30 protein-coding genes, 1 other RNA gene, 1 pseudogene and 1 other annotated feature are annotated in these 25,543 nt (G+C 35.9%); of the genes and pseudogenes, 2 read left to right on the top strand and 30 right to left on the bottom strand.

What is annotated here, in order from left to right; genetic code table 11:
• Positions 1 to 163: 163 nt before the first annotated feature.
• Together Q0K80_RS06480 and Q0K80_RS06475 are read left to right on the top strand one after the other, a co-directional pair.
• The gene (locus Q0K80_RS06480; protein ID WP_294604504.1) at positions 164 to 2,086 is read left to right on the top strand and encodes an ABC-F family ATP-binding cassette domain-containing protein; all 1,923 of its coding nucleotides are present in this window, start codon (positions 164 to 166) and stop codon (positions 2,084 to 2,086) included.
• 248 nt (positions 2,087 to 2,334) lie between these two features.
• The gene (locus tag Q0K80_RS06475) at positions 2,335 to 2,715 is read left to right on the top strand and encodes a GNAT family N-acetyltransferase (RefSeq protein WP_294604506.1); all 381 of its coding nucleotides are present in this window, start codon (positions 2,335 to 2,337) and stop codon (positions 2,713 to 2,715) included.
• A gap of 220 nt (positions 2,716 to 2,935) precedes the next feature.
• Here the strand turns inward: Q0K80_RS06475 and Q0K80_RS06470 are convergent, their stop codons facing one another.
• From Q0K80_RS06470 to Q0K80_RS06325, 30 genes and pseudogenes are all read right to left on the bottom strand, one after another.
• Entirely contained in the window at positions 2,936 to 4,105 is a 1,170-nt protein-coding gene (locus tag Q0K80_RS06470; RefSeq protein WP_294604503.1) for a hypothetical protein, read from the bottom strand.
• Entirely contained in the window at positions 4,105 to 5,274 is a 1,170-nt protein-coding gene (locus Q0K80_RS06465) for a hypothetical protein (protein WP_294604501.1), read from the bottom strand. The genes Q0K80_RS06470 and Q0K80_RS06465 overlap by 1 nt, the downstream gene beginning before the upstream one ends.
• Positions 5,271 to 5,894, bottom strand: a complete 624-nt coding sequence (locus Q0K80_RS06460; RefSeq protein ID WP_294604499.1) for an ABC transporter ATP-binding protein — start codon at positions 5,892 to 5,894, stop codon at positions 5,271 to 5,273. Before Q0K80_RS06460 ends, Q0K80_RS06465 begins: the two co-directional genes overlap by 4 nt.
• A 599-nt stretch (positions 5,895 to 6,493) precedes the next feature.
• Positions 6,494 to 7,567, bottom strand: coding sequence for a tRNA (adenosine(37)-N6)-threonylcarbamoyltransferase complex transferase subunit TsaD (gene tsaD / locus Q0K80_RS06455; protein ID WP_294604498.1), 1,074 nt, complete (start codon positions 7,565 to 7,567; stop codon positions 6,494 to 6,496).
• Entirely contained in the window at positions 7,560 to 8,111 is a 552-nt protein-coding gene (gene rimI / locus Q0K80_RS06450) for a ribosomal protein S18-alanine N-acetyltransferase (protein WP_294604497.1), read from the bottom strand. Before rimI ends, tsaD begins: the two co-directional genes overlap by 8 nt.
• The gene (tsaB, locus tag Q0K80_RS06445; RefSeq protein WP_294604496.1) at positions 8,095 to 8,841 is read right to left on the bottom strand and encodes a tRNA (adenosine(37)-N6)-threonylcarbamoyltransferase complex dimerization subunit type 1 TsaB; all 747 of its coding nucleotides are present in this window, start codon (positions 8,839 to 8,841) and stop codon (positions 8,095 to 8,097) included. The genes rimI and tsaB overlap by 17 nt, the downstream gene beginning before the upstream one ends.
• A 28-nt stretch (positions 8,842 to 8,869) precedes the next feature.
• A complete protein-coding gene (locus Q0K80_RS06440; protein ID WP_294604495.1) occupies positions 8,870 to 9,388 on the bottom strand; it encodes a folate family ECF transporter S component in 519 nt (172 codons plus the stop codon).
• Between the two features lie 55 nt (positions 9,389 to 9,443).
• Complete coding sequence (locus Q0K80_RS06435; protein ID WP_294604494.1) at positions 9,444 to 10,181, bottom strand: acyl-ACP thioesterase domain-containing protein; 738 nt, start codon at positions 10,179 to 10,181, stop codon at positions 9,444 to 9,446.
• On the bottom strand, positions 10,178 to 11,044 hold the full coding sequence (gene rsmI / locus Q0K80_RS06430) for a 16S rRNA (cytidine(1402)-2'-O)-methyltransferase (protein WP_294604493.1): 867 nt from the start codon (positions 11,042 to 11,044) through the stop codon (positions 10,178 to 10,180). The genes Q0K80_RS06435 and rsmI overlap by 4 nt, the downstream gene beginning before the upstream one ends.
• Positions 11,045 to 11,056: 12 nt before the next feature.
• Complete coding sequence (gene yabA, locus Q0K80_RS06425; protein ID WP_294604491.1) at positions 11,057 to 11,392, bottom strand: DNA replication initiation control protein YabA; 336 nt, start codon at positions 11,390 to 11,392, stop codon at positions 11,057 to 11,059.
• A gap of 9 nt (positions 11,393 to 11,401) precedes the next feature.
• Positions 11,402 to 12,262: a DNA polymerase III subunit gene (locus tag Q0K80_RS06420; RefSeq protein WP_294604489.1), complete on the bottom strand. Its 861-nt coding sequence runs from the start codon at positions 12,260 to 12,262 to the stop codon at positions 11,402 to 11,404.
• Positions 12,262 to 12,585, bottom strand: coding sequence for a cyclic-di-AMP receptor (locus Q0K80_RS06415; RefSeq protein WP_294604488.1), 324 nt, complete (start codon positions 12,583 to 12,585; stop codon positions 12,262 to 12,264). Before Q0K80_RS06415 ends, Q0K80_RS06420 begins: the two co-directional genes overlap by 1 nt.
• Positions 12,586 to 12,590: 5 nt before the next feature.
• Positions 12,591 to 13,238, bottom strand: a complete 648-nt coding sequence (tmk, locus tag Q0K80_RS06410; protein WP_294604486.1) for a dTMP kinase — start codon at positions 13,236 to 13,238, stop codon at positions 12,591 to 12,593.
• A gap of 103 nt (positions 13,239 to 13,341) precedes the next feature.
• Entirely contained in the window at positions 13,342 to 13,572 is a 231-nt protein-coding gene (locus Q0K80_RS06405) for a YaaL family protein (protein WP_294604484.1), read from the bottom strand.
• Positions 13,572 to 14,171 carry a recombination mediator RecR gene (gene recR / locus Q0K80_RS06400; protein ID WP_294604483.1) on the bottom strand — a complete coding sequence of 200 codons (600 nt, stop codon included), beginning with the start codon at positions 14,169 to 14,171 and terminating at the stop codon, positions 13,572 to 13,574. The genes Q0K80_RS06405 and recR overlap by 1 nt, the downstream gene beginning before the upstream one ends.
• Positions 14,172 to 14,501 carry a YbaB/EbfC family nucleoid-associated protein gene (locus Q0K80_RS06395; RefSeq protein ID WP_294604481.1) on the bottom strand — a complete coding sequence of 110 codons (330 nt, stop codon included), beginning with the start codon at positions 14,499 to 14,501 and terminating at the stop codon, positions 14,172 to 14,174.
• Positions 14,502 to 14,520: 19 nt separating this feature from the next.
• Positions 14,521 to 16,326, bottom strand: a complete 1,806-nt coding sequence (gene dnaX, locus Q0K80_RS06390; protein WP_294604480.1) for a DNA polymerase III subunit gamma/tau — start codon at positions 16,324 to 16,326, stop codon at positions 14,521 to 14,523.
• Between the two features lie 54 nt (positions 16,327 to 16,380).
• Positions 16,381 to 16,478: signal recognition particle sRNA small type (gene ffs, locus Q0K80_RS06385), an RNA gene on the bottom strand.
• 27 nt (positions 16,479 to 16,505) lie between these two features.
• Complete coding sequence (gene tadA, locus Q0K80_RS06380; protein WP_294604478.1) at positions 16,506 to 17,015, bottom strand: tRNA adenosine(34) deaminase TadA; 510 nt, start codon at positions 17,013 to 17,015, stop codon at positions 16,506 to 16,508.
• A complete protein-coding gene (locus tag Q0K80_RS06375; RefSeq protein ID WP_294604476.1) occupies positions 17,015 to 17,635 on the bottom strand; it encodes a methyltransferase in 621 nt (206 codons plus the stop codon). Before Q0K80_RS06375 ends, tadA begins: the two co-directional genes overlap by 1 nt.
• Positions 17,636 to 17,790: 155 nt before the next feature.
• Positions 17,791 to 18,711 (bottom strand): SLAP domain-containing protein, encoded by a 921-nt coding sequence (locus Q0K80_RS06370; protein ID WP_294604474.1) that lies wholly within the window; start codon positions 18,709 to 18,711, stop codon positions 17,791 to 17,793.
• A 316-nt stretch (positions 18,712 to 19,027) separates the two neighbouring features.
• A complete protein-coding gene (gene rplL, locus Q0K80_RS06365) occupies positions 19,028 to 19,393 on the bottom strand; it encodes a 50S ribosomal protein L7/L12 (protein WP_294604472.1) in 366 nt (121 codons plus the stop codon).
• 43 nt (positions 19,394 to 19,436) lie between these two features.
• Positions 19,437 to 19,946, bottom strand: a complete 510-nt coding sequence (gene rplJ, locus Q0K80_RS06360; protein ID WP_046325277.1) for a 50S ribosomal protein L10 — start codon at positions 19,944 to 19,946, stop codon at positions 19,437 to 19,439.
• A gap of 38 nt (positions 19,947 to 19,984) precedes the next feature.
• Positions 19,985 to 20,108, bottom strand: a sequence feature (ribosomal protein L10 leader region).
• A gap of 32 nt (positions 20,109 to 20,140) precedes the next feature.
• A complete protein-coding gene (phoU, locus tag Q0K80_RS06355) occupies positions 20,141 to 20,815 on the bottom strand; it encodes a phosphate signaling complex protein PhoU (protein ID WP_294604471.1) in 675 nt (224 codons plus the stop codon).
• A gap of 15 nt (positions 20,816 to 20,830) precedes the next feature.
• Positions 20,831 to 21,586 carry a phosphate ABC transporter ATP-binding protein PstB gene (gene pstB / locus Q0K80_RS06350; protein ID WP_294604470.1) on the bottom strand — a complete coding sequence of 252 codons (756 nt, stop codon included), beginning with the start codon at positions 21,584 to 21,586 and terminating at the stop codon, positions 20,831 to 20,833.
• Positions 21,587 to 21,601: 15 nt separating this feature from the next.
• Entirely contained in the window at positions 21,602 to 22,402 is an 801-nt protein-coding gene (gene pstB / locus Q0K80_RS06345) for a phosphate ABC transporter ATP-binding protein PstB (protein WP_294604468.1), read from the bottom strand.
• Between the two features lie 10 nt (positions 22,403 to 22,412).
• Positions 22,413 to 23,306: a phosphate ABC transporter permease PstA gene (gene pstA / locus Q0K80_RS06340; RefSeq protein ID WP_294604466.1), complete on the bottom strand. Its 894-nt coding sequence runs from the start codon at positions 23,304 to 23,306 to the stop codon at positions 22,413 to 22,415.
• 7 nt (positions 23,307 to 23,313) lie between these two features.
• Positions 23,314 to 24,306, bottom strand: coding sequence for a phosphate ABC transporter permease subunit PstC (pstC, locus tag Q0K80_RS06335; protein ID WP_294604464.1), 993 nt, complete (start codon positions 24,304 to 24,306; stop codon positions 23,314 to 23,316).
• A gap of 1 nt (position 24,307) precedes the next feature.
• Positions 24,308 to 25,174 carry a phosphate ABC transporter substrate-binding protein gene (locus Q0K80_RS06330; protein WP_294604462.1) on the bottom strand — a complete coding sequence of 289 codons (867 nt, stop codon included), beginning with the start codon at positions 25,172 to 25,174 and terminating at the stop codon, positions 24,308 to 24,310.
• Between the two features lie 137 nt (positions 25,175 to 25,311).
• Positions 25,312 to 25,543: pseudogene (locus tag Q0K80_RS06325) on the bottom strand (50S ribosomal protein L1); the annotation flags it as partial.

The raw sequence follows: 25,543 nt of genomic DNA, 5'->3' as shown, positions 1-25,543 counted from the left end.
TAAATTTTAGCATAATAGTAACAGGCTTGATAATAGGAATTAGTATTTTTATTTATTTAAGCATAAAAAGTCTTTATTTTTGCACTTTTTCTTTCATATATCCGTCAAACTTTCACACAAGAAATTCAATACGTATGCTAAAATGGTTTTTAGGTGAAAAATTATGATAATTGCACAAGGACACGATTTAGAAAAACAATTCGGTGCCAACACATTATTTAAAAATGTCAATTTTTCAATTGACGCAAATGCCAGAATTGGTCTGATTGGACCTAACGGGGTTGGTAAAACAACCCTGCTTAAAATTATGACTGGCGAGGAAGAAGCCACACATGGTGACTTCACAATTAATAAAAACATAGATGTCGGCTATATTGCTCAGGAAAATGGTCTAAATGAAAGTAAAACTATTTGGGAAGAAATGCTCAGCGTTTTTACTTCCTTAATTAATATGAGTAAAAAAATCACAAGTTTACAGCAAGACATTGCCGCAAACCCCAAACAAAATGATTTGTTAAAACAATATGATCAACTGCAATTCAACTTTGAGCAGCAAGGAGGGTATACCTATCAGGCTGATATCAAAAGTATTTTGAATGGCTTTAACTTTCCTGAAGAAACTTGGTCCAAAAAGATCGCAAGTCTTTCCGGAGGAGAAAAAACAAGACTTTCATTTGTTAAATTGCTACTGCGCAAACCTGCTCTGCTATTACTTGATGAACCTACCAACTACCTTGACTTAGACACTTTGGACTGGTTGGAAAGTTATCTTAAAAACTATTCTGGTGCTATTTTAGTTGTTTCCCACGACCAGTATTTTTTAGACAATTTAGCCACACAGATTTTTGAATTGCAATTTGGCAAATTAACTGACTTTAAAGGCAATTATTCCGCATACGTTGCTGAACGGCAGCTGCGTGATCGGCAGCAAGAAGAAGCGTATGAAAAGCAGCAAGATCAAATCAAAAAAGACGAAGAATTTATTCAAAAAAATATTGTCAGAGCCAAAACTACTAAACGAGCACAAAGCCGCCGCAAGCAATTGGAAAAAATGGATAAGATTACTCCCCCAAAGCACAAAAATAAAGTGCGCATTAATTTCCAAAGCGAAAGGCCTTCAGGTAAAGAAGTGTTAATTTTACGTGATTTAACAATTGGCTATCCGACAAAAACAATGTTGCATGATATTTCTCTCCAAATAAATAAAGGCGACCGCGTAGCCGTTATTGGTCAAAATGGTATTGGTAAGTCAACTTTACTAAAAACCGTTATGAAAGAATTAAAGCCGAAAAAAGGTTTAATTAAATATGGTGCTTCGCTAGATATCGGCTATTATGATCAGGAAATACAAGGACTTGATCCAACTAAAACGGTGATTGACACCGTTTGGGACCGTCATAAAACAATGCCTGAAAAAGATGTTCGTTCTATTTTAGCCAGTTTCTTGTTTACGGCAAAGGATATTGATAAAACTGTCGGGCAACTTTCAGGTGGTCAAAAGGCCAGATTAACATTAACGGTTTTGTCACTAGAGCATAACAACTTTCTGCTGATGGATGAGCCTACTAACCATTTAGATCTTGAGGCCAAAGAAGTATTAGAAAAAGCTTTACAGGATTTTGATGGTACTTTATTGTTTGTGTCACATGATCGCTATTTCATTAATCAATTAGCCAATAAAATTGTTGAGATCAAAGATGGTAGTGCTCATGTTTATGAGGGTGATTATAGCTATTATTTAGATGAAAAAAACAAGAAAAATATTGTTACAGAGGACCAGTCGGCAACAAACAATACGGCAGCAAAAGTAGACGAAAATAAAAATAAACTTTCTTATCAAGAGCAAAAATTGCGCAATTCACAAAAGCGCAAGTTACAAAGAGAAGTTGAAAATACTGAAAATAAGATTGAACACCTGGAAAAAGAGCAGGAAGATATTCAGTCTCAAATGGCTGATCCTGAAATTGCTACTAACTTCGACAAATTAGGTCCTTTGCAGGAACAGCTCACTGAAGTGCAAAAACAACTTGCTGAGGCAAATGATGCTTGGGAAAAGGCACTGACTGAACTTGATAGCTTTGACTAAAATAATATATCAAGTAAGCACAACAAAAATAGGAACAAATCAGTCTTTTTATTTGCTGTTTCTTTATTTTTTAACTTGCAGTAATTGCCTCGCTAACTATATAATAAATTTTTTATTTGCAAAACTTGATAAATTTCTGGCTCTATAAAGAATAAATTGGAAAGGTGTACATGGGAAAATCACGCATTACTCTTTAATTATCAATTAGTTAAGGAGAAATAAAAATGAAATATATAGCTGACTAAAATATTGCTTTAGACCAACTCATCAATTTATACACAAGCGTTGATTGGAGTTCTTATACGCAAAAACCTCGGCAACTACAAAAGGCAATTGCAAATTCGCTTTTTGCTATTGGCGCTTATGATCAGAACCAATTAGTTGGATTAATCAAAGTAGTTGGTGATGGTCTGACCATCACTTATATCCAAGATTTACTGGTTAATCCTGCTTATCAAAGGCGAAGAATTGGTACGAAATTAATCAATAGCGTGCTAAAGAAATATGATTCTGTTAGACAAAAAGTTTTGTTGACAGAAAATACCGTTAAAACGCGCATGTTTTATGAAAGTTGTGATTTTAATCCGTGTGACAAATACAACTTGACTGCTTTCTACAAAGATTTTTAAGAGATAATAAAGAGTCTGGGAAAAAACTATCTTTTCCCAGACTCTTTTGAAATGAGTTTTCCATTTTGTAATGACGAGTATGTTATTACTTGTTAAATATTTTTACACTTAGTTTTAAAAGACTTTTGAGTAAGCATTATTTAAATAAACAAATGAACGATCTAAAGTCATGATAATACTAAATTAAAAGTAAAAACGTTGATTTAAGAAATATAAAATTTTATTCTTTATATTTTATATGACTGGACAGTGAAATCATAATAGTAATTATTAAAATTGAACAGCACAGTGTTAAAAGCCCTGTCGTATAGTTCAACTGCACATTTTGATAATTAATTCCTAAATTGCCTGATACTATGTCAACTGCGTTCAGGTAAGTCATTGGGAGCCAAGCGCAAATCTTACGCAGCGGCTCAACGACCATAGTTGCAATGTTAAGTCCCGGGACAAGTAAAATAGCGATAAGTAATGCTGGTAATTTATCACGAAAAATTCGGGCAAGTAATTGAACTAAGACAACCTCGAAGATCAAGGTAAGTGCCTGCAATACAATTACTTTAATAATAAAACTGCCAGTAGATACACGTTCAATAAGAGGCCTACCACCTGTATATTGACCAACGATATAAGGAAAGGATAAACTACCTGTACCAGAAATAAGGGAAGCTACAATAAATAATACTAAATTAATCGCTAAAAAACTACCAAGAGTCAGGACTATTCCTGCTATGGTATTCGAAATCATTAAATTATTTTTTTCAAGCGGTAATAACTGCGCTGTATCTAACTTTTGGTGGTAAGAATCAGTTAAAAGCAAAGTTAGTAAAAACAGAGCAACAAGAGTAAATACGTAAGGTAAATATTGCTGATTTAATTGGAGTAAGAACTGCCAGCCTGTTACTGGCATATCCTGACTTTCATAAGGCAAAGGCTCATGGCGTAAATAGTTAAAGAATTGCAGTTTTTTCTCTATATTTATTTTTGAATTAAGGCCTGCTAAATCTTGGCCATTTGATGCAATAGTTTGTTCTTGCTTTTTTTGGTGCCACATAATCGTGTATGCCTTACGCCAGTTGCCTTTATTTGCTGCATTTAAAACTTGTTTATCTTGCTTAACTACATCTTGGTTTTGCCTAATAGGAGCTTTAGTATCATGGTAAACTTCAGTTTTCGATTTTTGTTTATCGTGTTTAAGTAATCTTTGCTGCCGGTTAATTTCTTTTTGGCGGTATGCAATCTCTGATTTAGACAACGCCTGCAAGGAAAATTGGGGATTAGTGCGTATATTCATGAATAAGACAATACCCATTATTAAGACTAGAATTGCTAAGCAAACTGGGGTTAGCTTATTCTTAAATACTTTTTTAAGCTGAAAAGCCAGATAGGACATTATGCCAGTCTCCCATTTCTATGTGTAACAGTTGTAAGGCGATCAATTAAAAGTACCAACAACAATAATAATATAGAACTTAGTATTAAGGTAAACACACCATTTGAAAAGTTAATAGCAGAATTGTTCATTGTATAGGCTGTTTGATTTGAAACAATGTTTAAAACTCCTAAGTAAGTACCAGGAAGCCACTGTGCAATCTTCTCCAGCGGAATAATAAAAATTGTAACAAAATGACCGCCTAATAAAAGCAATAGCGAAACTAACAGAGTCGGTAACTGGTTATGAAAAATTTTAGCAATCAGCTGCACAAACAAAACCATAAATATGAAATTTAAGAGCTGCAGTATAACAGCTTGGGGCAACAATTTGGCAGTCGGAACAATTCCTGGCACCAAGTGGCCGCTAACCAGATGGTGAATGATGTAAGGATAGTCACTACGACCAGTACCAAAAATGCTCGCTGCTCCACCAAAAACTAATAGGTTTAGTAAAAGAAAAATAAAGCTAACAACTGATAGCCCAACAATATTATTAGTCAGGGTACTTTGAAAGCGATTAATTGGCAAGACACTGGAAATGTCAAGACCATTTTTATAAGAACCAGTAAATAAATAAGTCAAAATAAAAATCATTACCAAACTAAATAAGACGGGCCAATAGTTTGCATTCAAATCTAACAGAAATTGTATCCCGGTGACTGCGCTGTCGCTTTCATAAGGCATAGGGTGAACTATGAGATACTTTAAACGCAGTATTATACTTTTATGTCCATCTTTTTCATCTGAACTTAGATCTGTCAATTTGCCTTTTTGTTCCCTTTTTAATTTGATCTCATAAACTCGTTTCCAGTAATTGTGATTAATATTATCTACAAAGGTTTGATCTTTTTTTAATTCCTTTTCAATTTGTTTGATATCTTTTTCAGTGGCCTTATATGATTTTCCATGCGGTGAATATCGTTTGAGTGCTTGACGATCCGCTTTTAAGGCTTCCCTTTTCACAGCAATCTGGCCTTGAGCATCTCCTTTTAAAGAACCGGTAGCAGTGAGTTGTGCAGACTTCATGTATAGTAAGCCAAAAGAAATTAATAATAAAATAACCAGTGAAATAATTGTTAGATTGTGTTTAATAACCTTTTTAAGTTGCAATGAAAAATATGAGCTCATTGATCTACCTCGTGCATCATTTGTTTTTGTAAAACGAGCCGGTGTAAGTTATTCACTTTAATCTCGCTGCTATAGTGAGAGGTTAGAATAATACATTTATTACGCTGAACTACCTCATCATTTAGTCGTTTATAAAGAATTGCGCGGCTTTCTTCATCAAGACCGTTAGTAATCTCGTCCATCAAGTAATATTCGGCGCCACTAACTAAGTACATGGCCACGATCAATTTTTGTTTCATTCCAAGCGAATACTTTTTAATTGGGACTTTGACATACTCACGTACACCCAGCAAATCAAGCTCTTGATTAAGGTCGACATTAGAATGCCATTGTTTTTTCACAAATTTTAAGTAATCAAGGCTAGTTAAATTGACGTTGAACCATTCATTGCTTTCAAAGAAAAAAAGCTTACGCTTATTTTTGGCATATGGTTTTCCATCTAATAAGACTTTACCAGAAGAAACTGGAATTAAATCCGTAACAGCACGCAAGAAACTTGTTTTACCAGAACCATTTTCTGCAGCAATTTGATAAAATTGACCGGGTGCAAATTGATAAGAAAAATCGTGCAGGATTGGCTGCCTGGTTTTGAGCGATAGGTTTTGGACTATTAACATCATTGTCTCCTTTTTTGAATGGTAAATTAATTTAAAAATGATAGGGTTATTATATTTAGTCTACCATAATTTTATTGTTTTTTGATTAGAAGTTTAAACGTATCCCTATTTATTGGTAGAAACTTGTTTTTATTTGAGTTTTATTAATAGTCTATTCGTATAAAATTCATAATCAAAGTGATTATCAAATTTTGTATTTTTGAACTCTTTAAAACATGCTAATAGCTAGGATCATCAATGAATGTAGTAAACTAACCATTTAATTTCCTCCCCTACCTGTTTGACTTTATTGTAATCTGTTAAGAAAACTAAATTAAAAAATGTCACATATGACTTTTAAAGCATATGTGACATTTTTTATTTTTTAATACTACTATCTAAAAGTTCTTGCAATCCGATACTGTAGCTATTCACCAACTGTCATTTTGTATACTCCGATCATTTAGTAATTGATACATAAATTTAATGTTTAAAATAGTTGAATTCAAAACACATAATGATAAAAAAGAGTCTGGAAAAAAACTATTTTCAGAACAAAAAAAGACGTTGAACTCAACGCCTTTTTCCGTATGGATTTTGTCTTGATCCTGATATTATTTATTTTATTGCAGCATTTCTGACGCGTAAGGTAATTCTAATGATGCATCAGCATCTAAAGTTAGATCAGCAAATTTTCCTTCCTGATATAAATTGTATGCCGCTGCACCAATCATTGCGGCATTATCTCCGCATAATTTTAACTCAGGCAAAATGACTTTTAGTCGCATATTTTGTGGTAAATTTTTTATTTCTTGGTTCATTCTGTCACGTAAACCATGGTTAGCGGCCACACCACCACCCATAATAAAGGTTTGGGGCTGATACTGCTTAATCGCCCTAATTGTTTTAGTTGCTAAAACATCAATCACTGCAGCCTGAAAGCTGGCGGCTAAGTCGTATTTATTTAATTTTTGGTTAATTTGTTCGGCATGATGATAAGTATTAATAAACGCACTCTTTAAACCAGAAAAAGAAAAATCGTAGTCCTCTTCTTTGATCATTGCACGAGGAAAATCAAAGGTATCCTTTCCCTGGTGAGCCCATTCATCAATAGTTTTACCGGCAGGATAATTAACCCCAAGCACACGTCCGATTTTGTCATAAGCCTCACCTGCCGCGTCATCCCTAGTATCACCAACTATTTCAAAATGAGTCGGGTCTTTAAGTAAAACAATTTCAGTGTGACCACCAGAAACTTGCAGTGCAAGAGCTGGATAAGTAATCTCTTCTTTTAATTGTGCTGCCATAATGTGGCCCATAATATGATCTACACCAATTAGGGGGATGCCTGTAGCCATTGAAGCAGCTTTAGCTGCACTAACACCAATTAACAGGGCTCCAACCAGACCTGGTCCATAAGTTACGGCAATAGCATCGATATCATTCCATGTTACTTTTGCTTCACTTAAAGCTTCCTTGGTAATTTGCGTAATCACTTCAATGTGGTGGCGACTAGCTACTTCGGGAACGACTCCTCCAAAACGCTGGTGACTTTTAATTTGAGTTGCCACTATCAAGCTTTCAACTTCTCTGCCATTTTTGACAACAGATGTCGAAGTCTCATCACAAGAACTTTCAAAAGCTAAAATCCGGATATCTTTTTTATGTACCACTTCTATTTCCTTTCTTTCAATCATCTACCAATTTAAGTACCATGTTAAACGCATTTTGCCGGGAGTCCTGATAATAATTGGGCCAAACGAAAGTTGTAACAAAACCCAATTTTTGATATAACTTTTGGGCATTCAAGTTATCTTCTCTTACTTCCAGGCTAACTTCCTCACAACTTTTTCCTTGGGCAACTTCAATTACTTTTCTAATTAAATAAGTACCTATACCTCTTTTTTGCCAAGCTGAATCAACCATTACATTGGTAATGTGCGCTTTTTTAATATCAATGCGGACACCAATTAGCCCAACCACTAATTGCGACTGCAATACAAGTATATAAAGTGAATTCTTTTTGCCTAATTCAGTTTGAAAAATTGCTCTACTCCAAGGCTCCTCTCCTTGATATAAACTTTGCTCAAGTAACAAGATCGCAGAAATATCCTCAATTTGCGCCTGTCTAATATTCAGTATAGAGTGATTGATAATGAATTTTTCAGGTATAAAGTCAACAGACTTTTTCTTTGGTGCTACAAACAAAAAAGGCCAGAAATACTTAAACTTCTTCCACATAGTTACTGTCAGGTTTATATGCTTCTCCGGTCTTTTTATGCCAATCAATTTCAGCCTGTGTGCGCCGCAAATAGTTTGGCAACAACTGGTCTGGATCATCGGGTTGAGCATTCAAAGTCAGCTTGCCTATTAAGCCGCCATGAACAACATTTTGTTTTTCAGTGCCAAAACTAAAGGGGATATTTGTCTTTTTGATAGCCTCTTTTTGTTTTTCAAAGCCAGTACCAACATAAATAACATTTTCCAGATTGTTATTTGCACAATATTCTGCTACTGCGCTTAAAAGTGTGTCAATATGATAGTGCCCATCAGGTATTACACATTCAGGACCCAAATCATCTTCCTTATTGACATAAGCACCCGCAAAGTAATTGTCATTACGAGCATCAATCCCAGCCACTATTAAAGTGTCTTTTTCTGCACAACTAGCTGCCAATGCTTGTAAGGTAGAAATGCCTGCTACATCTTTATGTAAAATGCTGGCAAACATTTTTACTGTCGTAACGCCAATCCGTAAACCAGTATATGAACCTGGTCCAATTGCAACGGCAAAACGATCGATTTCTGCCAAACTTAGATCATTTTCTTTTAAAATTTCGTCAATTAATGGATCTAAATGTCCGCTGTGATTACGTTGGTCAAATTCATTCTTTTCCGTAATTATTTTAGCACCATCATTTAAAGCCACACTTAAATTATTTGTCGCGGTCGACATACTCAAAATTTTCATTCTAAAATATTTTTACTCTTTTCGAAAATTACCTGTTAATCCTAACTCTTGAAATTGCGTTTAAAACAAAATAATTGACAATCATTTCCACCCAGGGGGTGATGGCTTCCTTCGGAATTCTTTGAATAAGCGCGACAGAGTAGTCAATACCATATAAAAGATGAACCCAAAGTGTATTTAAACCTATATTAACAACAACTGTCACTAATAGAGTTGCCAAAATAATCCGCCAAATTTTGACTGGCTTTTGATAAAAGACCAGGCCATAAATAAACGGACCAATCATTGCACTGAGGGTAAAGCCGATAAAAAAGCCTCCTTGATTACCAAATAGAGCTGATGAAACCAAATCACTGATTCCACCGCCAATACTGCCCCAAACAGGTCCAAAAAGGTATCCTAGCATCACGCTTCCGATGAAACCCAAACTTACATGAACAACAGCTGATCCGACTGTAAAACGACTAAGAATAATCTTCATTGCGACAATAATTCCTAAGAGTACAAGATCACGCAATTCGACCTTAAACATTTCTTTAATAGTCATTTGCAGCACTTTCTTTCTTTAATTAAATTATCTTAGAACACAAAAAATAATTATATTATATTTTGCGCCAAGTTAGTTCACAAACAGCTTTATCATTTTTGTCCTCATCCGCAATCGCATGAAATGATTTTATAGTATCACCATCTTTGATTAAGTTTACGCATGCATAAGGCGTTTGCGCATAGCGGACTTCAAGGTTAAATTTAATATCAATAGTTTTGACGATATGATTTTTTAAAAAATCGCGGTCAAGTGTATCAAGAAACCAATTAAAATAGTGGCCATTAGTCATATGATGGTTAGTATCCAAATCATCATAGCGTACTCGATACTGCCTTTTTTTATCGTAATTTTTCTGAACCCGCAACCTGGGAAAACGAGGCAGCTTTTTCAAGAGTGGTATTCCCAATTCAGCCATCATTTCCTTATCAGTTGATACTAATTTGCGAGTCTTTAAATCAAATAAAACCCATTCACTCTTTACTGTTATTAGCTCATTGCTATTCTGATCGGTAAATACATAATTTCTATATTCCAAAAAACGGTTATAGCCAAATGGTTCAGTCGTAAGTATAATTTCTTCATTTGGATGGGGCAGACGTGTAACTTCAATATGGTACTGCGTTACAACCCAACCTAATCCCCTTTTGGTCAAGGCGTTAGTACTACCATTACCTGAATCTAATTGATGCTCTGAGACGCTCATCATCAAGTCAATCATTGCAGGCAATTTTAAATTTTTATTTTCATCACACTCATAATAATTTACAATATGCTTTTCACTGTATTTCATAATTTCACCTGCTTTTGATGATAACGTTCATATAATTCATTTTTGGAGACGTGATTTTCCTGAGCAGTCTCCTTAATTGCCATTTTTTTACTTTTTCCTTTGGCAACTAATTGATCTACTAATGTAAAGAGCTCGGTCCAGGATAACTGTTTTGCTTGTTTGGTATTTGGTGAAACCAAAATCACAAATTCACCTCTTGGCGCATTTTGTTCAAAATAAGTAGTTACTTCACTGATTGTACCACGAATAAACTCCTCATGAATCTTAGTCAGTTCCCTAGCGACAACAATTTGACGCTCAGAATCCAGAATCTCGGACATATTATTAAGTGTTTTCACCAACCTATGTGGTGCTTCATAAAAAACAGATGTTGCGTGCGCTTTATTCATTTGTTCAAAAAAGGATTTTTGCTCAGTCTTTTTGCGCGGTAAAAAGCCATAATAGGTAAATGGTTGAGCATCAAAGCCAGAAGCAATCAAGGCAGTAGTAAAGGCGGAAGCACCTGGCAAAGGGACAACTGGAATATTATTTTTGATACACTCTTGAACCAAGATATATCCCGGATCAGAAATTACGGGCATTCCAGCGTCACTAATTTCTGCGATAACTGCACCCTCAGTCATTAATTTAATTAATTCGGGCGCTCTTTCTTTTGAATTATACTTATGAAAAGAAAGCATATGATTATGGACCCCAATTTTTTCAAGCAGGATGCCACTAGTCCTGGTATCTTCAGCTGCAATATAATCAGCTTCCTGTAAAACTTTTTTTGCTCTAATCGTAATGTCTTCCAAATTACCAATCGGAGTTGGTACTAGATAAAGCTTACCATTTTCTTGGGCATAACTACTTTGCCTCTGCATTTGATCAGTCCTTTAATGTTTCTTCTTCTTTTCACCGAAATTATCAAGAATATCCAGGCAAAACATGCAGTCTGTATTAGGATCACGGTGAGAGCCATAGTACATATTGCAAATATGATAACCTGAGCTGTATATTTGCCGCAAAGATTCAAGGCCACTTTGAGTTTTTACGGTACCATTGTGGGCATTATTCATTTTGTCCATTTTTTCACGCAACAATTGATTTTCTACTTTTAATTCAGTATTTTCTTTTAATGTCTCTAAAATACTATTCTCTAAACTTTCGATTGTTTTGGTCATGTTAACCATCGAATCGTGAAGCTGCTCCAACTTTGAATATGAATCCACCACGAACACCTACCGTTTCCACTGCAAAGCAAGAAAATCAAGTAAATTACGAAAACTAACATTGCTGTACTGCATCTTATCAATTTCAAGCAAATACTTTAGCATTCTTGCTCCATCATCTTGATGATTATTTTCTAATTCCTCTTGCGCCCATTTCTTAAGCAAAAAGAGAATATAATTTTGTTCGCTTTTGCTTCTTGCTATTTCAGCCAACTGGTGCGCGCTGACAAGTGCTAATGAGTTATGTTCAATCATTTCTTGATAAAAATATTTAGTATCTTTATCTAATTTAGCTGTATCTTCCAGCTCGCTAACTTCACTAGGACTAAAGCCATTTGCTAATAATTCCGCACTTTTGCCATTCTCTTTTTCATTATTCGTAAAATTAATAATCTGAGTACGTGAACGAATCGTTGGCAAAATTTGATCAGTATTATTGGTAATTAAAATAGTAACAACGGGTGCAATAGGTTCTTCCAGCAAATTGAGCAAAGCATTAGCTGCAGGCAAAGTTAATTTTTGTGCTTCATTAATAAAAAAGAAACGTACATTGCTTTGAACCGGACTTTTAGCCAATTCTTCTTTTAAAATTCGCACTTTATCAATGCCCAAAGTTTGCTTGCCTTCGGGTTTTACCAGCAAAACATCAGGGTGATTGCCTGAAATAATCTGCCGGCAGTTTTGACAAGTACCATCTGGTTTTTTACTGCCACTACAATTAAAGAGACAAGCTAACCAATAGGCCGTATTTAAAGCCTGAATTTCATTAGCGTCAACGAATAAGTAACTGTGCGCCAGTTTATTTTGTTCGAGTGCCTGACGTAAAAGTTCAGTTTGCTTCTGGCCCGCTTCCTTAATATTGACAGACATTAGAATTGCTTAAATTCTTCAACCGACAAGACAAAGCAAGTAGCCCCACCAACTGTAATTTTTACCGGTTGACTACTAATATCAAAACCTGTCATTACAATATTTGGATTCATATATTCTTCACGTGATTTGGATTCATCCTTGATAATACGCAAAACTTGTTTAACATGTTTATCATCTATACCGATAAGAAAAGTCGTATTACCCTCACTAAGAAATCCACCAGTTGTAGCAAGTTTAGTTGCACGAATACTTTCTTTAACAAAGGTACGCTGCAAGCGGTTTGCATCTTCTTTTTGAACAATTGCAACTATTAACTTCATTTTAATCAGTCCTTTAATAAATCTGCTGGTAATCGGTTTGCAATTATTTTAACACAATCCTCTACAACTAAATTGAGTGGTTTATTTGCATCAACTACCTGTATTCTTTGGGGATGAGCCCGATTTACTTCTTGATAACCCTGGTAAACTTTTTGATGAAAAATTAATTTTTCTTGTTCCAAACGGTCTTCTTGACCAGCTCGCTCTTTAGCAATTCTGTCTAAGCCCACTTGCGGTTTAACATCTAAAAATATAGTCAGATCCGGTTCAATTTTACTGGTAGCAAAATCATTGATTTGTTTCACAGCAGCAATACCCAAGTCTCGCCCAGCTCCTTGATAAGCAAGTGAACTATCAACAAAACGATCAGAAAAAACCACCTTACCAGCTTTAAGAGCCGGTATCACAGTTTCAAACATGTGTTGGCTACGTGAAGCTGCATAAAGCAATGCTTCAGTTTTAGCAGACATTTCTTCATTAACAGGATCCAAAATTAATTGCCGGATTTTTTCTGCAATTTTAGAACCTCCGGGTTCCCGCGTTACTAGATATTGTGTCTTCAACCTGGGACCAATTTGAGCTACAACCTGCTTTAAAACCGTACTTTTTCCTGACCCATCTGGCCCTTCGAAACTGATAAAATAACTTTTCATAAAACTCTCCATGTTTCTATTTTACAAGAGTTCTCTTTATATGAACACCCCAACGTACTTTTAATTTTCGCGCAAAATAAAAAGTCCTTTCACGAAGGACTTTTTATTCTGAAATCGCATTGGAAAAACCACTAAATCTTGTATGGCGATGTCGAGCTTCATTATATAAAAAAGAATACTTTGCTCTTAAAATTTTACCTGATACTACATTGTCTTCAGACATATCAAGTGTTGTTGGATCAAGATTTTTTTGAACAGCAATCTGTTCCTGCAAGTCTTCAATTGTGGCCATTAATAATTCGTCACCCATTTTTTTAACTTTATTACGTGCCATTAGATTGAAGTTCTCCCCTGTACCGCTCTTTTTAAAGTAATCGAATTAGCATATTCAATATCACTGCCAACAGCCAAACCAGCAGCCAGACGTGTTACTTTAATTCCAGCAGGTTTAATTAGTTTACTAATATACATCGCTGTTGATTCACCTTCGGGAGTTGAATTCAAAGCTAAAATAACCTCTTTTACATCATCCTGTTTTTGCAGACGGACTATCAGTGACTTAATGTTAATTTCCTCTGGCCCAATACCATCCATTGGTGACAAAACACCATGCAGGACATGATATAGACCACTATACTCACCCATGTCTTCAAAAGCCATTACATCTTTTGGCTGCTCAACAACCATAATAGTCGACTGGTCTCGTTCAGGATTACTGCAGATTGCACAGGGATCCTTTTCCGTAATATTGCCACAAATAGAACAACGATGAAGTTTTTCTTTTACCTCTTTTAGTGCTGTACTAAAGCCATGAACATCTTCATCTGGCATATCAAGAGTATAAAAAGCAAGCCTCGTTGCTGTTTTTTCACCAATACCAGGTAATTTCATATAAGAATCAATTAAATGCGCGATTGGTGCTGGATATTGCAATTAAATCATACCCTTCGTATACTTACCTAAACTTTGCTGTGTAGCTTGATCAATTTCTTGAAGGCCTTTGTTAACGGCATCAATAACTAAATCTTGCAGCATATCTGGATCATCTGGGTCGATTGCATCCTTTTTAATAGTAATATTTTTTAATTTACGATCACCACTAAAAGTAGCTACAACTAAATCATCTGCAGACTTGCCCACAAATTCCTGTGCGGTAATATTTTCTTGTTCCTGAGCCATTTGCTCTTGCAATTTTTTGGCCTGTTTCATCATTTGTTGCATATTCATACTGCCCATGGCACCAAAATTTGGTCTTTTACTCATTATTTTTTCTCCTTAAATTCTAGTCTTTAACATTTACTGTGTCACCAAATAACTCTTTGGCTTTATCCACTATCTGATTATCTGACCCACTTTGTTCAGATTCTGAATCTTTTTGTTTTTGCTTATCAAGTAATTCTTTACCATGTTTCTGTATAAATTCTTTACGTACCCTGGCCCAATCTTCATCAGGTACTAGCACTATTTCATAACCATGCTTAGTAAATTTAGCAATTTCTTCAGTCAAAATATCTAATAAATTACCATCTTCACTAGCTTTTTCAAACCAAAGGGTATATTTACATTTCATTACTACTTGATTGGCACTAGCAGCAACTGGCTCAAGTACATCTAACAAAGCTCTTTGCGAAACACCCAAAACAGATTGCAAATCGGGCCAAACATTTTTAATAGTAGTGAGATCATCCTTCGTGGCATTTTCTAACACATGGTAAACTTGCTTACGATTTTGTTCATTGGTCTTTTTTCTGCTTTTACTTGCTTTTTTAGGTTTGGCAACAGACTTTGTTTTAGAACCTTCCGCACTATTTTTAGCAAATCGGTTGCTTACAGAATTATCAAGATGAAAAATCTGATCGCTGTTTCTAGTTTGTTTTTTACTTAAACTGTAAACTTTTTTGGTTAAAGCTGTAACCTGCTTTTTTAATGTTGCTATTTCTTCTGTCAGATCTTTGTTAGCATTTTGAGAATTGGCAGACTCTGATATAACATTCTTAGAGTCCGCCGTACTTGCTTTTTTCCCAGCACATTCAACTACAAATACTTCCAAAGGAATTTGCTGCTGGTTAGTATAGCGTAAATCATTTAATGCGGTATTAGCCGCAGAAATCAACTGAAAATAGCGTTCAGGAGCAACTTCTTTAATTTGTTCAATAAAATCGTTGCTTAAAAAGAAGTGTTGGCTGCTGTCATTGGTTTTAATAACCATTAAGGCATTAGTCGCCATTTCAATAAGTTCATCCAAAATATTTTTCGAACTGGCACCATTTGTAAGTTCTGTTTGTGCTAAAGATAGAGCTTTAGTTGCATCTTCATTCAATATTGCTAATAAAATTTGTTCAATTTTTTCTTTAGCGGCAAATCCAGTTATTTCAAGAGCCGAATCATACTCAACTTTGTTTTTATCAAAACTTAATAGTTGATCCAAGATACTCAAAGCATCCCTCATACCACCATCAGCTACCTGAGCAATCACCGCTAAAGCCTTATCTTCATAACTGATCTTTTCTTGCTCCAGTATATACTTCATCCGCTTTTCTAGGTCAGTTTGTGAGATACGCTTGAAATTATAACGCTGCGTCCGTGAAATAATTGTTGCTGGTACTTTTTGCAGTTCGGTAGTAGCCAAGATGAAAACAACGTGCTCTGGAGGTTCTTCAAGGGTTTTAAGCAAAGCATTAAATGCTCCCATTGACAACATATGAACCTCATCAATGATATATACCTTGTATTTACCTTGAGTTGGTGCATATTTTACTTTATCTCTGATATCGCGTATTTCATCAACACCATTATTGGAAGCCGCATCAATCTCCATAATATCCGCCATTGCACCTTTATCAGCTGCCAAACAATTAGCACATTTATTACATGGCTCACCGTCCTGCAAGTTGATACAGTTCAAAGCTTTGGCAAAGATTTTGGCACAGGAAGTTTTCCCGGTACCACGTGGCCCAGCAAATAAAAAGGCATGGGAGATTGTACCGCGCTTGATTGCATTTTTCAAAGTATCCGTAATATCATTTTGACCAATTACACTAGCAAAAGTGCGAGGTCTCCATTTGCGGTATAACGCTTGATAAGCCATTGATCAGTCTTCCCTAGTAAAAAACTCTTAACTCTTGCGAAAGAGTTAAGAGTTTGTAATTATCTAATAAAAGGCACATGCCCGAGCAACCTTAGTGCTGCTACCTTCCGGTCCTGACACGCTTTGGAGGTCAAACATTGCCCATAAGATATATTAACTTATTTTACAGTATTTTTCCACTAATTTGCGAAATTTTTACCAGAGTCTTTTGCTGCTTTTTGCTTTTGTCTTATCTCTTTGAAAAATTTTTTCAGCATTTGACTGGCTTCTTCACGGTATAATCCACGAATCACATGGGGATGGTGGTTAAATTTAGCTATTTCAAAAAGGTTAACCACACTGCCAGCTGCACCAGCTTTAGGATCAAGTGCACCAAAAAAGACATTTTTAATGCGGCAATTAATAATTGCGCCTGCACACATCGGGCATGGCTCTAAGGTGACAAAAAGGCTACAGTCAATTAAACGCCAGGTACCGAGCTTTGAACAAGCTTGCCTGATTGCAATCATTTCAGCATGTTGTGTCGCGTCTTGGTCTAATTCACGCCTGTTAAATCCTTCTCCAATAATTTGCCCATCTGGAGCAACTATTACTGCGCCAATTGGAACTTCCCCCAAGCTTTGCGCTTTTTCAGCCTGTTTAAAAGCTAGTTGCATCAGATTCTTTTTGTCAGCGCTTGAAAATGACATTAATTATTCACCGCCTGCAATACATAGTAGCCTTTATCCCTTTTTAATATCACACAGTTGCCAAAAGTTTTAATTAGCAATTTGCGCGCACTGGGTTCTCCCTGCTTCTTCTGAATCACGACTAATAAAACACCATTTTGAACAAGATGACCCTTGGCACCATTTAAGATATTTGAAACGATGCTCTTTCCGGCTCGAATAGGCGGATTAGTCACTATTAAACCAAATTTTGGTTCATCAAAAACTTTATCGTAAACATTTGACTTATAAATATTGACATTCTTTATTCCATTAATTGCAGCGTTATCTTTAGCCAGAACCAGTCCCCGCTGGTTAATATCAACCATATCTACAGTTTGATCGGGCCAAAATTTGGCTGCAAAAAGTCCAATAGGACCATAACCAGTTCCGATATCCAGAATATTATTTTGAGGGAAAACAATATTTGCCATTTCCTTAATTAATACACCTGAACCGTAATCTACCCGCGTTTTTGAAAAAACCCCTGCATCAGTAGTAAATTTAAGATCAATTCCATTAACTTGATAGTCAATGACGCGTTCATTATGCTCGGAAGTAGGATTTTCAGTGAAATACATTTGATTTTCTTTATCAATCATAATTTGCTCATTTCTTAAAACCTTATCTTATTAATTTTAGCGGACAATAGTATTTTTGCAAACAAAATAAAAATCTAACTATGTCAGAAAACTAATTCAAAAACATAATTAGATTTTTCATTTTTATAATTAAAGCTTTTATTTGAGTTAAGTAATTAATAAATTACACCAACTGATGAGTAAATTTGTTTACTGTCATTTTCTGCTATTGCACCCAGACCAATTGTTTTAGCACTAGGATCGAGTAAAATGTCACGGTGACCCCAATTAGATTCAGCATCATTATAGATATATTCATAAATCATATTGTCAGCAACTAGCGCACTACTTGCATTTTTTGTAGCATCAAGCAGACTATTATCTGAGTGATTCACGTCTACACCCCAAGGAAACATTGCTAAACATTCCGCTGTATTGTGACGCTTAACTCCTGCTTTATTAAAGAAATCATTCAAAATGAAATTGCCAGCAGCATCTACGTGTGCAAAATTATCAGGCAATAATTTTGTCCTTTCCTGAACTATTTCATCAAGATTAGCATCTTCACTAACAGCATTAAGTCCACGTTGAGCTCTTTCTTCATTCAATTTTTTTAAAAATTCTTGTCTAAATTCACTAAGAGAAAAGCTTTCAATTTTTGCATTCTTTTTAGCAGTCTGAGTTGTACCTGTATTGGTTGAGTTTGGTGGTGTTACTTTATCTTGGGTATTAGATGGATTTGTTGGCAAGTTCTGCGGTTTTTTAGCTTTCGTTTTTAAAGTAGTAACATCTTTAGCCAAAATCAGTCTATTTTTAGTCACAAAATAAAACTTCTTACCTCTTATTTTTTTGGCTTTTTTGATAACAGTTAATTTTCTGCCTTTTTTCAAAACTATTTTCTTTAACTTGCGCCCTTTATTGTTATATAAATTTGCTTTCCTTTTGACCTTCACCCTTTTTACTGCTGGCGTCTTTAAAACAATACTGCCCGATACTGACTTAGCTTCAGTAACTCTTGAGTCAACAAATAACCCACTTGCAATACTTGTGATTGCTACTACCGCAGCCACAAGTTTATGAAAATTAGTCTTTTTCATTTACTTCTCCTTTTGTTTATTAGTGCCTTTTAGAAAAACTGACTTTGAAATAATTACACCACTGTGAAATAGCTTTAGCTCCAAAATAGCTGTTAACTACCTTTTAAAGTTTCTCTCTACAGTTTTTTATTTGGGTACATTATTAATTTTAATAATAGCACTACCAACTTTATAAATAAATAACTATCTTTTTTATTATCCTATAAGATGATATTTGTAGTTATAATACTTAAAAGTATAGTAATAAGTAATATAAAAAGGACGTACCTGCTTATCGCAAATACGTCCTTTATTAGCTTGGCTAGCCAGACTACAATTATTTAACTGTAACTGTAGCGCCAACTTCTTCAAGCTTAGATTTAATGTCATTAGCTTCGTCTTCAGAAACGCCTTCCTTAACGTTCTTAGGAGCGCCATCAACAAGATCTTTTGAGTCCTTAAGGCCAAGTCCAGTAATATCACGGACAGCCTTAATAACCTTAACCTTTTCTTGACCAGCTTCTGTCAATTCAACATCAAATGATGTCTTAGCAGCAGCTTCGCCACCAGCAGCACCTGCAGCAGCAACTGGAGCAGCAGCAGAAACACCAAATTCATCTTCAATAGCCTTTACCAGGTCATTTAATTCAAGAATTGAAGCACCTTTTAAGTCTTCAATAATCTTTTCAGTATCTAAAGCCATACTTATTTTATCCTCCAAAATTTTTAGATATAAATTACATTAATTATTCTGCAGATTCATCTTTTGAATCAGCAACAGCTTTAACAGCATATGCGAAATTGCGTACTGGAGCTTGTAATACAGAAACAAGCATTGACAGTAAGCCTTCGCGTCCAGGAATGGCAGCAAGCTCCTTGATTTCTTCTTTAGAAGTCAATTTACCTTCTAACATACCACCCTTGATGTCGATAACATCATAATTATCTTCGTACTTAGAAACAATACGTGCTGGTTCAGTAATATCTTCAGCATTATCAGTATAAATTACAGCAGTAGGACCAACAAAAGTCTCTTCAAGACCTTCAATACCAGCCTTAGCAGCAGCACGTCTTAAGTAAGTATTCTTAACAACCTTCATGTTAACGTCGTTTTCACGAAGTTCCTTACGCATGTTAGTAACTTCTTCAACAGTTAAGCCAAGGTAATCAATTACCAAGATTGCTTTTGCAGCTTTAAGTTCTTCAGCAAACGCATCAACGAACTTCTCTTTTTCAGCAATAGCAGCTTTACTCACTCGATTTCACCTCCATCAAATTAATAATAAATTCCATCAGGCCCAAATAAAAACTCCATGCCAAGAAAGACATGGAGCTTTAAACTCTTCATTATCTTCTGGCCTCGGCGGGAAATTAAGGCGTCATGCCACCCGAGTCTTAGGTAGAATTTACTTTATTAAATATAACAGGATTATATTCTAAATGCAAGTTATTATTTTTCTTTCGGATCAGGCTTAATTAATTCGAATAATTCACCCGAAGTTTTATAAATAACCCAACTTGCCAAATTGACAATGTGATCGCTAATTCTTTCAAGCAATCTAATGATCACAAAATAACTAGCAGAAGCCACCGCAGCATCAGGTTCTTGTTCAACACCGTCAATAATCATTTGTCTGGCGTTTTTATAATCCTTATAAACTTTGGCATGACCAAGTACCATTTGTCTGGCATCTTTTTCATTTTCCTGAACATAAGCTGTTAATACTTGTACCAGCATTTCACGCACCTGATGTGTCATGTTGGAAATTACTTTTTCAACATCTGGAAGACGTGGATTACCTTTAACTCTGACAGTTTCAATAGCAATGCTATTAGCATTTTCTCCTATTCTTTCTAAGTCCGTTGTAGCTTTTAAAATGCTGATAACAACTCGGAAGTCAGTAGCAACGGGCTGCTGTAAGGCCATTAATTCCAAAGCCTTCTTTTCTATTTTAACAGCCTCTTTGGCAACTTCCTTATCTTCCACAATCATTTGTTGCGCTGCTTTTTTATCATGTTCGACGAAAGAACGCGTACCTCTATCGATCAGGTCATTAACTAAAACTCCCATCTCCATAAACCGAGCATTCAATTTCTTCAATTCGTCTAAAAATATTTCGTGCATAATCCACCTCCAAATTTAGCCAAAACGGCCATTAAGATAATTGTTTGTAATTTCTTTCTTAGGTGACAAGAACATTTCCTGTGTCGAACCAGACTCGATCAACTCACCATTCATCAGAAAAGCCACCTGATCAGAAACCCGACTCGCTTGTTGCAAGTTATGTGTCACCATAATGAAAGTATATTTTTGTTTTAATGCCATTAACGTTTCTTCAATTTCAGAACTTGATATTGGGTCTAAAGCAGAAGTTGGTTCATCAAGCAAAACAACTTCCGGTCTGATTGCCAGCGCCCTGGCTATGCAGATACGTTGTTGTTGTCCACCTGAAAAAGCAAGGGCATTGCGCTGCAGGTTGTCTTTTGTTTCGTTCCAAATTGCAGCTTGCTTCAAACTTTCTTCAACTCTCTGCTCAATCAGTTCCTTATCTTTGACCCCTGCTATACGCAAGCCATAAGCAACGTTATCAAAAACTGAAAACGGAAACGGCGTTGGTTGCTGGAATACCATACCCACTTTCTTACGCAAAGCAACTAAGTCGATATGAGAATGATAGATATCCTTGCCTTCTAACAAAATTTCACCGGTAATTTTAATATCATCAATATCGTCATTCATACGATTTAGGCAACGCAAGAAGGTTGATTTGCCACAACCAGAAGGCCCAATCAAGGCGGTCAATTTTTGTGCAGGGAATGCTAAACTAATTCCATGTAAAGCTTCAAAATTGCCGTATTTAAGTTTAACATTCTTTGCCTCCATTACATTTGTCATTAATAACGCCACCTTTTATCCAAAACTACCTTGAATATACTTTTCAGTGATTTCACCTTGAGGATTAGTAAAAATATTGGTTGTAGTATCATATTCTAGCGCATGTCCCAGATGGAAGAATGCTGTATACTCACTAATTCTTGAAGCCTGCTGCATATTGTGAGTTACCATAACCATGGTATATTTTTTACGCAGTTGCTTCAGCGTATCTTCAAGCTTGGCAGTAGACACCGGATCCAAGGCACTGGCCGGTTCATCCAAAAGTAAAATTTCTGGTTTTAAAGCAATGGCTCGGGCAATACACAATCTTTGCTGTTGGCCCCCTGAAAGTGCTAAAGCACTTTGGTCAAGTTTGTCTTTGACTTCATCCCACAAAGCCGCAGCCCTAAGACTCTCCTCAACTATCTGATCTAGTTTCTTTTTGTTCTGTTGCCCGTTTGCTTTCAACGCGTAAGTGATGTTTTCTCTAATCGATTTAGGAAAAGGATTTGGTTTTTGAAAGACCATACCAATTGCTTTACGTAATTCATAGACATTAATTTTACTTTGATTAACATCAAGGTTATGAAACATAATGCTGCCATCAACACGGGCTACCCGATCATTCATACGGTTAAGTGATCGCAAAAAAGTTGATTTTCCTGATCCGGAAGCTCCTATTAAAGCAGTAATTGTATTTTTCTTAAAGCCCAAACTGACATCAAACAACTTCTGGACAGTACCACCATAAAAAACACTCAAATTATTCGTTGATATTGCACATTCATCCTCAGCAAAGGTCTTAATGTAGCTTTTTTGATTTTGCCAATTTTCCATAAGAACTCTCCTACTTTATCTTTGCAGCGGTTAGCCGTTTATAGATCCAGTTGCCAAGTGCTCGTGCACCAAAGTTAAAGATGATGACCACAATTACTAAAAGTGCTGAAGTTGCAGCAGATACCACATTTACATCAGGTATTATACCTTCAGTATTTACTTTCCAAATGTGTACAGCTAATGTCTCAGCGGGACGCATAATATTCAAAAAACTAGTAGGACTAAACATATTCCAGTTTGAATAATCTACGGTAGAGCCACTCTGCCCAGTAGTGTAAATTAAAGCAGCAGCCTCGCCAAAAACTCTTCCAGCGCTTAAAATCACACCAGTAATTATTCCGGGTAGGGCAGCTGGTAAGACAATACCGTGAATGGTTTTCCAATTTGACAACCCCAAAGCCCAGCCAGCTTCTCTTTGGGTCTGAGGAACACCTTTAATTGCTTCTTCGATATTGCTGGTCAAAGTAGGTAAATTGAAAAAGGTTAATGCTAGAGCACCAGCAAGGATGGAAAAGCCAAAACCAAATTGAACTACAAACAGAAGATAACCAAAAAGTCCGACAACAATTGATGGTAATGAACTCAAAATTTCAATAGTAGTTCTAATTAATTGCGTAAACCAGTTGTCTGGGGCATATTCTGCTAAATAAATAGCGGCTCCCAAGGCGATTGGCAGGGAAATAATCAACGTCAGAAGTAAAAGGTAGAGAGAATTAAACAGTTGGTCTCTGATTCCTCCGCCTGCTTCAAAGGATGATGAAGCTGAACTTAAGAAATGCCAAGATAAGTGTGGTATCCCCGAAATCAAAATATTACCTAGAATTCCCACCAGAAGCAGTATAACAACTCCAACTAAAAAATAAATTACGCCAGTAGCAATTCGATTTGTTTTTTTTGCATTCATAATACTACTAACTCTTCTTTCCAATTAAATGTACTAAGAAATTGAACACCAATGACATAATTAATAACAAAAGTGCCAATGACCATAACGCATTATTAGGTAAAGTTCCCATAACAGTATTACCCATTTGACTTGTCAATTGACTGGTTAAAGTAGCTGCCGGACTTACCAAGTTATAAGGCATTAGGACCGCATTCCCGATCGCCATTTGAACGGCCAAGGCTTCCCCAAAAGCACGAGCCATACCAAAGATAATAGCTGTCATAATTCGGGAACATGCAGCTCTTAGAACGACATGGTATATAGTCTGCCATTTTGTCGCACCCAATGCGGAGGAAGATTTGCGCAAATCCTTTGGAATAGCTTTAAACGCATCAACTGTTAAAGAAGTAATCGTAGGTAAAACCATTACAAAAAGTATTAATGTAGCTGTTAAAATGCCAAAACCTGTCCCGCCAAAAATAGTTCTGACAGCTGGGACAACTACCATTAAACCTATAAAGCCATAAACTACGGATGGTATTCCTACTAGTAATTCCATTACTGATTGCAATAATTGTACCCTTTTGCCAGACTCATATTCAGTCATAAATAATGCTACGGCAATGGAAAAAGGTGTCGCAATTAACGCTGCCAATAATGTTACCGCAAACGAAGTTACAATCATTGCAGCTGCACCAACATGATTCTTACCAGCACCGGGATTCCAGTCAGTAGAAAATAGAAAATGAAAAATATTTACTTTATTATCAATAAAAGTAGCCAAACCATGCATCCCAACAAAGCCAATAATTGCCACTATTAACATGCCAATTAATATAATTGCTAAAAATGTTAATCCTCTGCCCCACCATTCTTGTCGTGTTTCTTTCGATGGCTTGGTCAGACGATCAACATCAATATTTTTAGGATCAATGCCTTTAAACTTAACATGAGGTACTTTTTGTTCGGCAATTGCATTTTCAACAACTTGCTGTAAGTCTTGTTCTTTTTTTGCCATTTTATTTACCTATCTTCGTAACCTTATTTTGACTATTACGCGTTACTCTCATTTCGTGAACACTTATATAGCCAATTTTGGGAACCAAATCTTTTTGTACTTTTTCGCTTAGTACATATTTGATAAAAGCTGCTGTTGCCTTATTTGGCTTACCTTTTGTATACATATGCTCATAGGACCAAAGCGGCCACTTATTTGTAGGAATATTTTTATTTTCGGGCTGAACATGATTTATACTTATTTTTTGAATATTTTGGTCATTTGCGTAGGGAAAAGAAATATAAGAAATAGTACCAGGTGTTGAATTAACAATCTTTTTAACCGTACCATTAGAATCTTGCTCTTGCGAATTTACCGCGTCTTTTCCTTTTAAAATCAAATCTTCAAATGTAGCTCTTGTACCACTGCCACGTGAACGATTAATCACAATGATTGACTGATTTTTGCCACCTACTTGACGCCAGTTTGTAATTTTACCGGTAAAAATATCAGAAAGCTGCTCAGGAGATAAATTTTTAACCCCAACGCCCTTATTAGCAATTGGAACGATGCCAACTACAGCTACTGGAAAATCTTCTAGTTTTTTGGCGTCTATACCTTTTTGTGTTTCCGCAAAAACATCTGAGGTTCCAACTTGTACAGCTCCGGCTTGTACTTGACTTAAACCAGTTCCTGAGCCTCCACCTTGAACCACAATATTGCTGCTAAGGTGAGCCAAGTGATAATCGTTGCCTGCTTGTTCTATTAAAGGTTGTAAGGCACTGGAGCCAACTATAGTAATTTTTTCCCGGTTTTGACTGCAACCAGTTAAAAAAAGGGGCATGAATAAGATTAATGCCAGCAGTGCACTTAAATTACTTTTTTTCATAATAATCCCTCAATTAGACAAATAAATTCAGCTCTAGTTTATCAAAACTTTTACCGTAGACCAATCATAAATACTTGCAAAGAGATAAAAAAGCAACTTGCCAAACTGGCAAAGTTGCTTTAGTTAACTATTTAATTTTAGTCCAAATTTAATGGATCAAGTTTAATTCCAGGGCCAAAAGTAGCAGCCACAGCTACGCTCTTAATGTATTGACCCTTAGCTGCTGATGGACGAGCACGTAAAATAACGTCACGCAGCGCATCAAAGTTCTCAATTAATTGTTCATCAGTAAATGAAACTTTACCGATAGCAGCGTGAATAGCAGCTTGACGGTCAACACGGTATTCAACCTGACCAGCCTTAACATTC

Origin of the sequence: uncultured Lactobacillus sp. (assembly GCF_945290125.1) — a bacterium.
Taxonomy (GTDB): domain Bacteria; phylum Bacillota; class Bacilli; order Lactobacillales; family Lactobacillaceae; genus Lactobacillus; species Lactobacillus rizhaonensis.
Note: the sequence above shows the minus strand (reverse complement) of the source record. Positions and strands in the feature narration are given on the sequence as shown.